A 14,046-nucleotide genomic window follows, 5' to 3' on the forward strand; every position below is an offset into this window, starting at 1 on the left:
GGCTCGGGCCCTCGACGCGCGGGGGGCTCAGTTGTCGGCCGCGGCCCCGCGGGGCTTCCCCTTCGGCCCACGCGCGTCCGGGACCGGTCCGCGGCCGGCCGCGTGGTCGGCGAACGCCTCGGCCGCCGACTCGGCGTCGCGGGACCGCAGCAGTCCGACGAGCCGGCCGTGCTCCTCCGCCATCGCGCTCCAGTCCCCCTCGAAGAGGGGGTCGGAGATGGCACGCAGCGTGCGCAGGCTCGGTTCGACGACCTCCCACATCCGGGCCAGGAACGGGTTGCCCGCGATCCGGCTGACCAGCGTGTGGAACTCGATGTCGGCGTCTCGGAACAGGCTCACGTCATTCGCGGCGACGGCGTCCCGCATCCGGTCGACCAGCGCGTCGAGTTCGCGGAGGTGGTCGTCGGTGAGGTGTTCGGTGGCGAGCCGGGCGGCGAGCCGCTCCAGCGGTTCGCGCACCTGCCGGGCGTACTCGGCGTCCTGCGCGGAGATCTCGACGACGAAGTGGCCGCGGCGCGGGACGTGCATGAGGAGGCCCTCACGGGCCAGGCGCTTGACCGCGTCCCGCACCGGAGCCTGGCTCACCCCCAGGCGGCGGGCGATCTCCGACTCGACCACGCGGTCGTTCGGTCCGAGGTCGCCGTCGACGACGGCCTGGCGGAGCAGCTCGTAGACCTGATCCGAGATCAGGGTCTTGCGGAACCGGTCCTTGTTCGTGGCCAGCGTGGAGACGAATCCGGCCGACGCGGTCGATGCCATGTATTCCCAATCCTGCGACGGGTGACCAGTTGTGACATGGTACGCGCTCATCGTCTATCGATGGAATCCAGGTGGAGGATGCACGAAGAGGCCCCGGACATCACGCCGCGCCGTCCAGCCGCTTGGCCAGCCAGTCGAGTTTCACGACCTCGTGCGTGGGGCCTCCGCCCTCGTGGTCGTTGAACGGATAGGCGCGTATGTGCTTGTCCGCCTGGTCGACCCCGGCCATGGCGCCGTAGTGGTTGAACGCCGCGTACCCTGTCGAGGGCGGGCAGATGTGGTCCATGAGCCCGACCGAGAACAGGGTCGGCGCGTTCGCCCGGCGGGCCAGGCTGACGCCGTCGAAGTACGCCAGCGTGTGGGCGACCGTGCCCGCGTGCTCTCTGTGCCGCTTCACGAACTGGGTGACCTCGGCGAACGGCGGCTTGTCGGTGATCGTGGTGGCGCGCGGGAAGTGGCAGAGGAACGGCACGTCCGGCATGACGGCCACGAGGTCCGGGACCAGGCCCGCCGCGGCCAGTGCGATGCCGCCGCCCTGGCTGGTTCCGGTGACCACGACGCGCGTGGGGTCGACCGAGGGATGGGTGCGTACGGCGGCCACCGCGCGCACGGCGTCGGTGTACACGCGCCGGTAGAAGTAGCGCCGCGGGTCGAGCACCCCGCGGGTCAGGAAGCCGGGGGCGGCGATGTCGCCGGAGGCCGGATCGGGGTCGGGTGTCTCGGCACCCTGCCCCCGGGTGTCCATCACGAAGTGCGCGTAGCCCGCACAGGCCCACAGCCGGTTCTCGTGCGGGGCCCCGCGTCCGGTGCCGTATCCGAGGTACTCCACGACGGCGGGCAGCGGTCCGGAGCGGGTCGCGGGCAGGTGCAGCCAGCCGCGTACGGGGTGCCCGGCGTATCCGGCGAACGTCACGTCGTACGTCTCGATGGTGGCGAGCCCGTTGTGGACCGGGTCGAACGTCACGGTGGGAGCGAAGTCCCGCTGTGCGTCCAGGGTTTCGTGCCAGAACGCGTCGAAGTCCTCGGGCTCGTCAAGAGCCGGGCGGTACCGCTCCAGTTCGTCGAGGGGCATGTCGAACAAGGCCACGTCACATCTCCGCTGAGGTCGGGGCCGGGGGGCCCGTGGGATTTTCATCGTCTGTCGGTCGTCGAAGGAATCGGGTCAAGGGGGGCCGACGGGAGTCGGGCACGGTCGAGGCCGTACACCCGGACGGCGTTGGTGTGCAGGATCCTCCGGCGCTCGTCGTCGGGGAGGCGGCCGAGCCCGAGGCAGGAGAGTTCCAGGGAGTCGGTGCGGCTGCCGCGCGGCAGGCAGATCGGCCAGTCGGAGCCGATGAGGCACCGGTCGGACCCGACCACGTCCACCACGCGTCCGACCAGCTCCGCGATCCGTTCGGGTGGTACGCCGTGCTGCTGGGTGAGCAGGCCGGAGATCTTGACGACCACGTTCGGCGCGGCGGCGGCCCGGTCCAGGTCCCGGAACCAGTCCTCGGGGTCCAGGCGGAGGTTCGGCGGGTTGCCGAGATGGTCGACGACCACGGTGAGTTCCGGGTGCCGGGCGGCCACCTCGGCCGCGGCCCGGAGCGCCCCGGCGCCCAGATTGAGCTCCAGCACCAGCCCGGCGGAGGCGAGTTCCGGTACCAGCGCGCGGGCGGACTCCGGACAGTCCGCCCAGCCCGCCCCGCCCATGCGCATGCCGTTCGGCCGGGTGTCGCCCAGGTCGGCCAGCAGCTCCCGGAAGCGTCGGGGGCCGCCCTCGCCGTGGACGTGCAGATTTCCGACGTACCCGGCGACGAGGTCGGGGCGGCTGGTCCGCCATGCGCGCAGGTCGAGGGTCTCGCCGGCGTCGCCGCGGGACCCCTCGACCAGGATCGCGCCGGACACCGCGGTGTCGTGCGTCGACGCCTCCAGGTCCTCGATGCGGAACACGCGGTGATGGGGGCCTCCCGGGCGGATCCACGGGAAGCCCAGCGCCGGGTCCCACAGGTGCACATGGCAGTCGATCACGGCCGGGGTCCTCCTGAGGTGCCGTTCCCGAGTATTGACAGGCCGACTCGCTCCGGTGAGTCTAACCATCGGCTATCGATGGTCGATTATGAAGGGCGGATGTTCTTGATGTCCAGGGACCGACGGACCAGTGCCTCGAACTCGCTTGATGGGGTGGGGCGATGACAGCCGTCACCGTGCCCGGCCCCCGTCTCCGGGCGACCCGCACCCTTACCCGAGTGCCCCTCTGGGCCTCGCTCCAAAGGGAGTTGTTCGCCCGTCAGGACAAGGCGTGGCGACTCTTCTCCGACCGCTACACCGAGGGCGACGGCCGCCTCGTCTTCCGGGACACGCTCGGCGTGGGCCCGGACGGCCGCGACGGCGTGGACGACTTCTACGAGCCGTTCTTCAACTGGCCGACGCTGTACGTACTCGGCGGCAGCGCGGATCTCCTGACGGCGGCACGGCGGCACTGGAGCGGCGTGTCCGCGCAGCTCACGGAGATGGGCATGCTCCGGGACGGGCTGGAGCGCGGCTACGACTGGTTCCACCAGGGCGAAGGGCTGCTGCTCTTCTACGGTCTCTGCCTGGCCGACCCGGACGACCGCCGGCTGCGGCAACTGGCGCATGTTTTCGCCGACTTCTATCTGCCCGGCGGACCGAACTACGACCCGGAGCACAGGGTCGTACGCGCGCCGCACAACGGATCGGCGGGTCCGCGCGAGGGGTTCGGCGACGGGGAGCCTTACTTCCCGTGGAGCCTCGCCCTGCGCCCGTACGGGCTGCCGCTCGACGCGATGGACGACGTCACGTCCTTCGACCAGCTCGCGGCCGACCCCGAGCGCGCCCGCGCCTACGGCCGCGCGATGTGGGACCGGATGGGCCGCGGTGACACGATCGTGAATCTGGCCGCGACAGGGCTGGCCACGAACGCCTTCCTCCTCAGCGGCGAGCAGCGCTACGCGGACTGGGTGTCCGAGTACGTCGGCGCCTGGCGGGAGCGGCTCGACGGACACGACGTCGTGCCCGACAACGTGGGACTCAGCGGCAAGGTGGGCGAGTACCTGGGCGGCCGGTGGTACGGCGCGCACTACGGCTGGTCCTGGCCGCACGGCCTCTCCCCCGTGGGCAGCGCCACCCTCGTCGGAGCCTCGAACGCGTCCCTGCTGACCGGCGACCAGGGCTACCTCGACCTGGCCCGCAACCCGCTGGACGCCGTGCTGCGGCAGAGCGAGCAGCGCGGCGCCGACGGCCGGGGCACCCTGGGCGAACGCTGGGATCCGCATCTGGACGCGATGGACGCCGACCGGACGCTGATGGTCCCGCAGCGGCACAACGACTCCGGCTGGTTCGACTTCACCGTGATGCCCGGCCAACTCCCTCTCTCGCTGTGGCACTTCAGCCGGGAGGACGCGGATCAGGAACGCATCGAGCGGCTGCGTGCGGGCGCCAACTGGGACTGGACCACGGTGCACACCCAGCGCATCAAGGACGAGGCCGGCCACGAGGAGCCGTGGTACGAGTTCCTGCAGGGCCGGAACCCGGGCTTCCCCGAGCGCATGCTGCGCAGCGCCCTCGATTCCTGCGCCGCACGCGTCGAGGCGATCGAGAACGACCCGGTGGACCCGGCGGTGGGCCCCGGCGTCCTTGACATCCACCACTGGCAGAACCTCAACCCCGTGGTCACGGAGGCGCTGCTGCAGCTGACCACCGGCTCCCCCCAGGTGCTCTACAACGGGGGGCTCACCCACATGCATCTGCGGTACTGGGACGCGGCCGGGCAGCGGCCGGGGCTTCCCGCGGACGTCGCGGCGCTCGTCTCCGACATCCGCCCCGAGCGCACGGTCGTGGACCTGGTCAACCTCGGCGGCACCGCGTGCTCGCTGGTGGTACAGGCGGGCTCGTTCGCCGAACACACCGTGCACACCGCGCAGGTCGACGACGGTCCCGTCGAGGAGGTGGGCGGCCCCCACTGCCGCGTGGAGCTGCCCGGTGGCACCCAGGCGAGGCTGACCCTGACGATGACCCTGCGTGGCACCCGGCCGACCTGCGGCACCCCGTTCCGGGAGGAGGCGCGGTGACCGGCCGGCTGCCCTTCGACCTGCCCCGCCTGGGCATCGGAACCGCCCCGCTGGGTGGCCTGTTCGAGGAGGTGTCCGAGGCTGACGCGGCGGCCACGCTGGAGGCCGCGGCCCGCGAGGGGATCACGTACTTCGACACGGCACCGCGCTACGGGCACGGCCAGGCGGAGGACCGGCTCGGCCGCCTGCTGGCTCCGGCGGGCGTCACGGCGCCTGTGATCTCCACGAAGACGGGCTGGCTGCTGCGGCCGAAGCCCGACGGTTCGCCGGGCGAAGTCGTCACGGACTGGACGGAGGCCGGTATCCGCGCGTCCCTGGAGTCGAGCCTGGACCGCCTGGGCCGGTCGTCGGTCGACGTGCTCTATCTGCACGACCCCGACGCCTTTCCGGACGAGGTCCGGCGATCTGCATACCCGGCGCTGCGCCGGCTGCGGGACGAGGGTCTGGTACGGGCGATCGGGTTCGGCATGAACAACACTGCGCCGCTCGCCGCGTACGTGGCGGAGTTCGACGTGGACGTCGTCCTCGTCGCGGGCCGGTTCTCGCTCCTGGACCACGACGCGCTGGGGACGCTGTTGCCGCTGTGTCTGAGGACCGGCACCTCGGTCGTGGTCGGCGGGGTCTTCAACACCGGTCTCCTCGCCGACCCCTCCCCCGGCGCGATGTTCAACTACCGTCCCGTTCCGGAGCGGGACCTGGCCCGCGCGCGACGGTGCCGCGACCTGTGCGCGGAGTACGGAGTGCCGCTCGCCGCGGCCGCGATCCAGTTCCCCTTCCTGCATCCGGCCGTCGCGTCGGTCGTCGTCGGCTGCCGGTCGGCCGGCGAGGTCACCGCGAACGCGGCGGCGTCGCGGTTTTCCGTGCCGGACACGTTGTGGCGTCGGCTGGGTCAGGCGGGTTTCGTCCCGCCGGAGCTGGTGCCCGGCCTCGCGTGACGCCGCCGGGCGACCGGGGGCGCCCCGGCGGAACGACGCCATGACTCCGACGAGGGTGAGGGCCCTGCTGCCGGGCCCTCATGCTCGTCGGCGGGGAACTGTCCGGGGTAGACCCCCGCGGCCCTGCCCACCACACCTCACCCCTGGCAGGCAGATCCCGCGCACCAACACCGTGCGCCCCGTTCCCCTTGTGGCCGGCTGCCTCAGGACCTCGGGGCGCAACACTCGGGCCCCCGGTCTTCCTCCTCTCAGCCCTGAGCACGAAAACGGTCCACCGACTCCGTCGGTGGACCGTCACTAAAGATCGAGGTCAGGAGCTCTTGGCAGAGCAGACGTCGTCACCGCGAGAACTCCGCGACGGACAGGGCCGCCCCACCCGTGACCGCCCACGCAATTGATCGTTGCCCATCCGTACAGGCGGCCGGAGCCGCAAAGACCGACGAATGTGGACAGGACAGCGAAGCTGATGGATGTGGACAGGACAGCCTGCCCCGGACAACCGCCCGCGCCGCCCGGCGCGGGCGTACTCGCCCCCTCCCGGGCCCTACGGTTCTGGCTGAATCCGGCCAACCTCGCGGCCCACCTCGACCGGGCGGGCCCGGTCGTCCGGACCAGGACCGGCCCGGCGACCGCCTTCCAGATCAACGACCGGGCCCTGCTGCGCAAGGTAGGCAGTGATGAAGAAACCTTCCGGTTCTGGGGCCCGGACCCGAGCCTGCGCGACTTCAACGAGAGCGGGGTGGTCGGCCTCGAGGGAGTCTCCCACCAGGAGCGGCGCGCCGTGATGAGACCCGCGTTCGCCGCGTCCCGGCTCACCGCTCTCGGGCCCAGCGTCCAGGCCCGTACCCGGCAACTTCTCGCTGACCTGCCCCCGGACCGACCGCTCGACATCCGGGTGGAGATGAGCCGGCTCGCCTGCGGCCTTCTCGTCAGCTGTGTCCTCAACAGCGAGCTCACTCCCGACACCCTGTCGAGGATCGCGGCCGCCCGCTCCACCCTGTCCAACGGCACCTTCTGGCGCTACGCGCTCTCGCCCTGGCCCTGGGTGCCCGCGCCCCGGCGCCGCGCCTGCCGCCGCGCGCTCGCCGAACTGGACGAGGCCGTCCGCCAGGTGCAAGCCCGCCACCGGCCCGACCCGGACGGCCAGGACCTGGTGTCCTTGCTCGAAGCCGCCGCTCCCGGTAACCCCCACGTGGTGCAGCGCGACATTCGCGCTCTGCTCATCGCCGGCATGGAGACCAGCGCTTCCACCCTGGCCTGGGCCTGCTACGAACTGGGCCGCCACCCGCACTACCAGCAAGCGCTCCAGGACGAAGCCGACGCCGCACCCGATGCAAGCCGCCTCCAAGCACACCAGCTCCCGCTCGCGGCCGCCTTCGTTCAAGAAGTCACCCGCCTCCACGGCATCCCGTTCCTGGTCCGCCGCACCCGTCACCAGACCTGCCTGGGCGGCGTACGGATCCCGGCCGGAGCCGTGGTCACCCTGCCTCTGGGGGCCATGCGCCGCGACAGGAACCGCTATCCCGACCCGGACGTGTTCGACCCACAGCGCTGGCTCCCCCACACCGGGCCACCCCCGGCCCCCGCCGCGCTCCTGGCCTACGGCCTGGGTCCCCGATACTGCCCCGGGGCGGCCGCGGCCGATGCCATGCTGCCCGTTGTCCTGGCGACCCTGGCCAGCTCGCGCACGCTGCGCCCCGCACGGCCGGGCCGCAAGATCGGCGTGAGCCTGGAACTCACACCGACGCCCAAGGGCCTGACCATGTACGCCACACCATGCGAACCTCGGCTCGCCGACACCAGGCCGGCACCCGGCACGAACATCACTCACCGCTCAGGGGCGGCTTCCACCGAAAGTGGACACGCGTGACCCAAGCCCTCCTGCGCCCCGCCGCTCACACGGTTCCTGCCGCTACGACAAGGGCTTCGGCGGTATGGATCGCGTGCTCGCCGGCCGCGCACAGGTCGTGTTCCGACCATGCGGCGTCGAGCAGCGACGCCAGGACGTGACCAGTGGACGGTGTCACAGCAGCCCCCGGCGTTCCCGCCCGGTCATGCCGCCCCAGATATCGTGCGCGATCCGGTGGTCCGGAGCGTAGGCCAGGCACACCGTGCGCACCGGGCAGCCATGCACGGAGCCTTGGCCCTGTTCCGGGCCGCACCGCCCACCAACAGCTGGTCCGGATCAGCTGTTCGGCAGGACCCCGTTCACTCCGACACCGTCCTCTCCCCTGTCCGGCCCGGCAGCCGCCTCTGCGGTCATCGCTCCGGCTGGTCGACCACGGACGGAGTGCTGAGCCTGCGGCCCCTTCCGGCCATGCCCGATACCCAGGCGCTGATACGCCGCAGGAGGGGCAGCAGTGCGGAGCGGTAGAACGCCCCCGGGCAATGGAAAGAACCCGGTCCCTGGGACGACAGTGGGGAAGATGCCCAAGATAGCGACGCCGGGCGGGGCCGCAAGGTCCGCTACAACTGGCAAGGGGAGAGCACCATGCCGAAGTTCATACTGCTGGTCAACCACGACGGGGGTCTTCGAGAAGCCGATGGACACCTGGGAACCGGGTGACATCGCAGCCCACTTCGACTACACGCCCTACTGACCAAGGAGCTGACCGAGAGCGGCGAGAGGGTTCAGTTCATGGCACTGGCCGATCCGCGGCTGGCCCGTACGGTCCGCGCCGACGGGATCGGCCCGGCGGTCGTGACCGACGGACCGTTCGCCGAATCCAAAGAGGTCCTGGCCGACTTCAACGTCCTCAACGTCGAATCCGAGGAACGAGCCCTGGAAATCGCCGCCCGCATCTCCGCCGCCCGCACCACCAGGGCCTCCATCTCAGGCCACCCGCGCCCCATACGGACACGACCCCGACCCCACCGCTGCCGTTCGCTGAGGCACCCCTCTTTACGACATCCCCTGCCAGGTGTCCATGCCGAATGTGCCCTTGATGTCGGATGCGATGGTGTGCGTGTTGACGTGGGTTGCGAGCTGGTAGACGGTGGTCTTGTTCGGGCCTCTGACGCTGAGGCGTACGGGATTGTCGCCGGGGTGTGCCTGCATGATCCTCTTCAGTTCTCGGATCAGTTGCTCGTTGATGCGGTGGTAGGGCAGCCGGAGGTGTACGGGTGCTGCTCCGGAGCGCTCGGCGGACGAGATGTCGAGTACTTGGATCTCCTGGCCGAAGATGCTGAGCGTGCCGTCGCGGTCGTTGAGCCTGCCCTGGACGCTGACGACGCTGTCCTCGAGGAGAGCGGCGGCTACGAGTTGGTAGGCGGCGGGGAAGAAGAGGACTTCGATGGTGCCGTCGCGGTCTGCGAGGTTGATCAGTGCCCAGGTGTTGCCCTGCTTGGTGATCTTGTTCTGGACGCCGGTGATGAGTCCGGACAGGCGTACGACGCCTTCGGTACGGCCCGAGGCGATGAGGTCGGGGATGGTGGTGTCGCGGTGCTGGGCCAGTACGTGTTCGGTGCCGTCGAGCGGGTGGGCGGAGACGTAGAGGCCGAGCATTTCGCGTTCGGTGGCCAGGAGTGCCTTTCGGGGCCACTCGTCTTCGGGGATGGCGAAGGGCAGGCCGAAGACGGTGTTCGTGTCGCCGGTGCCGCCGAGATCTCCGAAGAGGTCGTCCTGGCCGATGGCCGCGGCCTTCTTGACGGGGATCACGGAGTCGATCGCGCTCTCGTGGACGGCGGAAAGACCCTTGCGGGTGTGCCCGAGGGAGTCGAAGGCGCCGGCTTTGATCAGTGATTCGACGGCCCGCTTGTTCAGGGCCGGCAGGTCCACCTTGTCCAGGAAGTCGGGGAAGTCGGCGAACTTTCCCCTGGCCTGGCGCCCGTCGACGATGGACGCGATGACGTTCTCCCCGACGTTCCGTACGGACTGCAATCCGAAGCGCACGTCGTCGCCGATGGCGGTGAACTCCGCGAACGACTCGTTGACGTCCGGCTGCAGCACGGTGACCCCGGCCTTGCGGGCATCGGCGAGGTAGATGCCGGCCTTGTCCTTGTCGTCACCGACCGACGTCAGCAGCGCCGCCATGTACTCGGCGGGGTAGTTCGCCTTGAGATAAGCGGTCCACAGCGAGACGAGCCCGTACCCGGCCGTATGGGACTTGTTGAAGGCGTAGCCGGAGAAGGGAAGCATGACGTCCCACAGGGCCTTGATGGCTTCCTCGGAGTACGAATTGCTCCGCATGCCGCCGTGGAACTTCTCCCACTCCGCGGCCAGGACCTCCGGCTTCTTCTTGCCCATCGCGCGACGCAGGAGGTCGGCGCCGCCCAGGGTGTATCCGGCGAGCTGGCGGGCGATCGCCATGATCTGCTCTTGGTAGATGAGCAGGTGAAAGGTGTTCCCGAGGATGGGCTCCAGGGCGTCGCGGAGTTCGGGGTGGATCGGTTCGATGCTCTGGCGGCCGGTCTTGCGGTGGGCGTAGTTGGTGTGGGCGTTGGCGGCCATGGGGCCGGGCCGGTAGAGGGCGAGGGCGGCTGCGATGTCCTCGAAGCGGGTGGGCTCCATCAGCTTCAGCAGGGTCTGCATGCCGGCGCCGTCGAGCTGGAAGATGCCGAAGGTGTTGCCGGTCGCCAGGAGCTCGTAGGTCTTCTTGTCGTCGAGGGGGATCGTCTCGGTGGACAGGTCGACACCGCGGTTGGTGCGGACGTTCTGGATCGCCTGGTCGATCACGCCGAGGTTGCGAAGCCCGAGGAAGTCCATCTTGACCAACCCCATGTCCTCGCACGAGGGGTAGTCGAAGCCGGTGATCTTCACCCCGTCCTTGGCACGCATGTGGAGCGGGATACGGTTGGTGAGCTTCGTCTTGGACAGGATGACCGCGGCGGCGTGCACGCCGGTCCCGCGGATCAGGCCCTCGACCCCCTTGGCGGAGTCGATGACCTTCCTGACGTCCGGCTCGTTCTCGTACATCGTCCGGACCTCGCCCGCCTCGCTGTGGCGGGGGTGGGAGGAGTCGAAGATGCCGTCGATGCTGATGCCCTTGCCCATCACGTCGGGCGGCAGCGCCTTCGTGATCCGCTCACCGTGCGCGAAGGGGTAGCCCAGCAGACGCGAGGAGTCCTTGATCGCGTTCTTGGCCTTCAGCTTTCCGAACGTGTTCACCATCGCCGTGTACTCGGTGCCGTACTTCTCGACGACGTAGCGGACCATCTGGTCGCGCTTGCGGTCGTCGAAGTCGAGGTCGACGTCCGGCGGGTTGATGCGCTCCGGGTTCAGGAACCGTTCGAAGAGCAGACCGTGCTCCAGAGGGCACAGCTCGGTGATACGGGTCGCGTACGCGACGATCGAACCGGTGGCCGAACCGCGGCCCGGCCCGACCGGGATCTTGTTGTCGCGGGCGTAGCGGCAGATGTCGGCGACCACGAGGAAGTAGGAGGAGAAGCCCATGGGGCCGATGACCGTCATCTCGGTCTCGAAGCGCTCCAGCACCTCATCGGGGACGGGACTGCCGTAACGCATCTCCAGGCCCTTGAGGACGTCCTTGCGCAGCCACGACTCCTGCGCCTCCCCCTCGGGGACGTCGGGGAACTGCGGCATCTCGTCCTCGTGGGCGAAGACCTCCTCGTAGGACTCGACGCGCTCCGCGATCAGAAGCGTGTTGTCGCAGGCCTCGGGAAGCTCGGAGAACAGTTCGCGCATCTCGGCGGCGGTCTTGAGGTAGTAGCCGCTGCCGTTGAAGCGGAACCGCTTCGGGTCGTCCTTGTTCTTCCCGACGCCGATGCACAGCAGGTTGTCGTGCGCGTCCGCGTCGCTCTCGTGGACGTAGTGCGCGTCGTTCGTGGCCAGCAGCGGGATATCCAGATCCTTGGCCAGGCGCAGTAGGTCGGCCCGGACGTTGCGTTCAAGGTCCAGGCCGTGGTCCATGAGCTCCAGGAAGTAGTTCTCCTTCCCGAAAATGTCCTGGTAGGCGGCAGCGACCTCCCGGGCCTCGGCGTACTGGCCGAGGCGCAGGCGGGTCTGGATCGCCCCGGAGGGACAGCCCGTGGTCGCGATGATCCCGTCCGCATGCTCCGAGATCAGTTCCATGTCCATGCGCGGCTTGCCCGCCGGGAACTGCCCGGAGTAGCTGGCCTCGGTCGACAGGTAGAAGAGGTTCTGCAGCCCTTGCACGTTGCGGGCCCACATCGTCATGTGGGTGAAGCGTCCGCCACCGGAGACGTCCTTGGAGCCCTCGCCGTCATCCGCCATGGCACGGACACCGCCCGGCCCCCAGAACTCCTGCTTGCGGTTGCGGCGGGACGACGGTGCGACGTACGCCTCGATCCCGATGATCGGCCTGACGCCGTCGAATCCCTTGGCCACCTGCTGGAACTCGTAGGCACCGAACATATTGCCGTGGTCGCTCATCGCGATGGCCGGCATCCCCTGCCGCGCCACCTCCGCGAACATCGGCTTGAGCCGCTGCGCGCCGTCGAGCATCGAGTATTCGGTGTGGTTGTGCAAGTGAACAAAGCTGTCCGTCACCGGGCAGGCACCTCCGGAGGTGGGTATGGAAGGGCCCCACCCTAGGCCCTGCGGAGCGCCGACACGCCGGGTCACGCGTACACGTGGGGGTGACCTTCCACCCGAGCAAAAGGCCTGTTCAGAGGGCATTTAGCGAGGTGTCGGGCAACTCGCACAGATGTCTCCCCACGGTCGACGAGGTCCGAAGGCCGGTCGGTCCGGCCGCCGGGCAGGGGCGGTGATCACACGCCGTCCGCGGACTGCGCCGATGATGCCGAGCTCGCGCATCAGGCGTTCGACGGTGCAACGGAGCTCCGTGCGGCCCTGCCGGTTCGGCCCCGCCGGACTTCCTCGCGCCGTAGACGCGGTAGTCGGTGGCGTATGTCTCTGGATCAGGGGCTTCAGCCCGGCTGGCTCCTCGGTCGTGGTGCCCGGCCTGATGACGGCGCCGGTCCTCCCCGGACCCATTCGCGCGGTGTCTCGGTCGTGCCGATCCGGAGCTTGGACGCGACCGCTTTCCTCGCGACCCACTCGGGGCCGTCATCGGACCGCACCTCGGTAACCACCCGCACCGCACGACAGCGCAGCTCAAGCGGGTACCGGCAGGACATGCCACGACTCGGTCCCCCCTCGAACAATCGAGTCCCACCGAACCCAGGGCGGTTCGACCACTCCCGCTCATCGGTATGTGAGCAATCCGGAGGAGGCGAGCGGGGGGAGTCCTGGAGCAGTCTGTGCTGGAAGTGCGGGCCGGCTCGCCGCTCGCCACGGGACGGAGTTCAGTTCAGGAAACACCTCGTGCCTCTGCAGCCTTTGCAGTTTCCGCAGTTGAGAGACAACCAGGAAGGAACTTCATATGGATCACTCCGGTATGCCCGGGATGGTGTCCACCGTTTCGACGGTGGACACCATGGGCGCTGTTCTCTTCATCGGCTGGGCCGTCGCGATGTGGATCGCTGTCGCCGTGCTCGCGGTCGGAAACCGGAAGTCGGTCAAGCCGTGGATGTACAAGCTCGCCATGGGGCTCATAGGCATTGGCGTGGTGGGTCAGGTCGGACATTTTCAGGAGCATGTCACGCAGGCCGGCTACTGGGTCGCCCACCCGTATGCTCCCGCGTGGATGACTCCATGGGCTGACAGCTTTGCCCGGGGAATGGGTCAGGTCGACGCCAGCAAGCCCGCCCTCGGAATGGAGATCCTGCACCTGACCGGGAACTTCATCTTCCTTGCCGGACTGGTCGGCATCGCGCAGATCACGCACCGGGTCGCCGGACAGTTGAAAGCACGCAAGTGGGCCAGGATGGGCGTCTGGATGCAGGGTGTCCACGGCATCGAGCACATCGTTCTGACCGCTTCCGTGGCGATGGGCGCGAGCCGGGCCATCGGTCTGTCCACCTGGTTCGGCGCCATCGATCCAGGCCCGGCGCTGGTGACGTACCGGGTGTGGTGGCACTTCGTGGCCAACTTGGTGGGGACGCTCATCCTCGGGATCGCCGTGTACCACCTCTGGAAGGAGAAGCGGGCGGTCAGGGAAAGCTTCGGTCTCATGGAGCACGAGGAGGGCGCGGCCGCCCCGGCCGGTTCCTCGCACGTACTCGAACCTGTGGGGCGCCTCTGAGGAGCGACTCCGTCGGGTACACGCGACGGGGCCCGTTGAATCTCCCCCTTGATCGTGGGCCCCTGGGGGCTGGGATCTTGAGGTTCCAGAGGAAGTAGCGCCGGGCGGGAAGCACGTACACGAAGGGGGCACCGAGGAGTTCACGCTAAGGGCTGTCCCACAATTCCTGGTGGATCAGCGCGCGGCGTCAGATGCGGTGCATCGCAAGGCGGAGAGGCG

The 14,046-nt window shown here is 69.3% G+C and carries 8 protein-coding genes and 2 pseudogenes; 5 read left to right on the plus strand and 5 right to left on the minus strand.

Features of this window, described 5'->3' with window-relative positions:
• Positions 1-27: 27 nt before the first annotated feature.
• From ABZ564_RS26725 to ABZ564_RS26735, 3 genes are all read right to left on the minus strand, one after another.
• On the minus strand, positions 28-759 hold the full coding sequence (locus ABZ564_RS26725; protein WP_360861282.1) for a GntR family transcriptional regulator: 732 nt from the start codon (positions 757-759) through the stop codon (positions 28-30).
• Between the two features lie 100 nt (positions 760-859).
• Positions 860-1,846 carry an acetylxylan esterase gene (locus tag ABZ564_RS26730; RefSeq protein ID WP_360861284.1) on the minus strand — a complete coding sequence of 329 codons (987 nt, stop codon included), beginning with the start codon at positions 1,844-1,846 and terminating at the stop codon, positions 860-862.
• 44 nt (positions 1,847-1,890) lie between these two features.
• Positions 1,891-2,766: an amidohydrolase family protein gene (locus ABZ564_RS26735; RefSeq protein WP_360861286.1), complete on the minus strand. Its 876-nt coding sequence runs from the start codon at positions 2,764-2,766 to the stop codon at positions 1,891-1,893.
• A 218-nt stretch (positions 2,767-2,984) separates the two neighbouring features.
• Between ABZ564_RS26735 and ABZ564_RS26740 the strand changes: the two genes are divergently transcribed.
• The 3 genes from ABZ564_RS26740 (at position 2,985) to ABZ564_RS26750 (ending at position 7,631) form a co-directional block, all read left to right on the plus strand.
• A complete protein-coding gene (locus ABZ564_RS26740) occupies positions 2,985-4,826 on the plus strand; it encodes a hypothetical protein (protein WP_360861288.1) in 1,842 nt (613 codons plus the stop codon).
• Positions 4,823-5,761: an aldo/keto reductase gene (locus ABZ564_RS26745; protein ID WP_360861290.1), complete on the plus strand. Its 939-nt coding sequence runs from the start codon at positions 4,823-4,825 to the stop codon at positions 5,759-5,761. Before ABZ564_RS26740 ends, ABZ564_RS26745 begins: the two co-directional genes overlap by 4 nt.
• 466 nt (positions 5,762-6,227) lie before the next feature.
• Positions 6,228-7,631 carry a cytochrome P450 gene (locus ABZ564_RS26750; protein ID WP_360861325.1) on the plus strand — a complete coding sequence of 468 codons (1,404 nt, stop codon included), beginning with the start codon at positions 6,228-6,230 and terminating at the stop codon, positions 7,629-7,631.
• A gap of 25 nt (positions 7,632-7,656) precedes the next feature.
• Here the strand turns inward: ABZ564_RS26750 and ABZ564_RS26755 are convergent.
• Positions 7,657-7,936, minus strand: a pseudogene (locus ABZ564_RS26755) (WhiB family transcriptional regulator).
• Positions 7,937-8,399: 463 nt separating this feature from the next.
• Here ABZ564_RS26755 and ABZ564_RS26760 point away from each other — a divergent pair.
• Positions 8,400-8,564: pseudogene (locus tag ABZ564_RS26760) on the plus strand (YciI family protein); the annotation flags it as partial.
• Between the two features lie 99 nt (positions 8,565-8,663).
• Here ABZ564_RS26760 and dnaE read toward each other — a convergent pair.
• Positions 8,664-12,230: a DNA polymerase III subunit alpha gene (dnaE, locus tag ABZ564_RS26765; RefSeq protein ID WP_360861292.1), complete on the minus strand. Its 3,567-nt coding sequence runs from the start codon at positions 12,228-12,230 to the stop codon at positions 8,664-8,666.
• Between the two features lie 835 nt (positions 12,231-13,065).
• Here dnaE and ABZ564_RS26770 point away from each other — a divergent pair.
• On the plus strand, positions 13,066-13,827 hold the full coding sequence (locus tag ABZ564_RS26770) for a DUF6008 family protein (protein ID WP_360861294.1): 762 nt from the start codon (positions 13,066-13,068) through the stop codon (positions 13,825-13,827).
• Positions 13,828-14,046 lie beyond the last annotated feature (219 nt).

The sequence above is a fragment of the Streptomyces sp. NPDC019224 genome (genome assembly GCF_040632605.1).
Classification (GTDB): Bacteria; Actinomycetota; Actinomycetes; order Streptomycetales; family Streptomycetaceae; genus Streptomyces.

Coding starts and splice junctions, on each gene's coding strand:
- ABZ564_RS26725 (WP_360861282.1), bottom strand. CDS start 759: ATGGCATCGACCGCGTCGGCCGGATTCGTCTCCACGCTGGCCACGAAC.
- ABZ564_RS26750 (WP_360861325.1), top strand. CDS start 6,228: ATGGATGTGGACAGGACAGCCTGCCCCGGACAACCGCCCGCGCCGCCC.
- ABZ564_RS26770 (WP_360861294.1), top strand. CDS start 13,066: ATGGATCACTCCGGTATGCCCGGGATGGTGTCCACCGTTTCGACGGTG.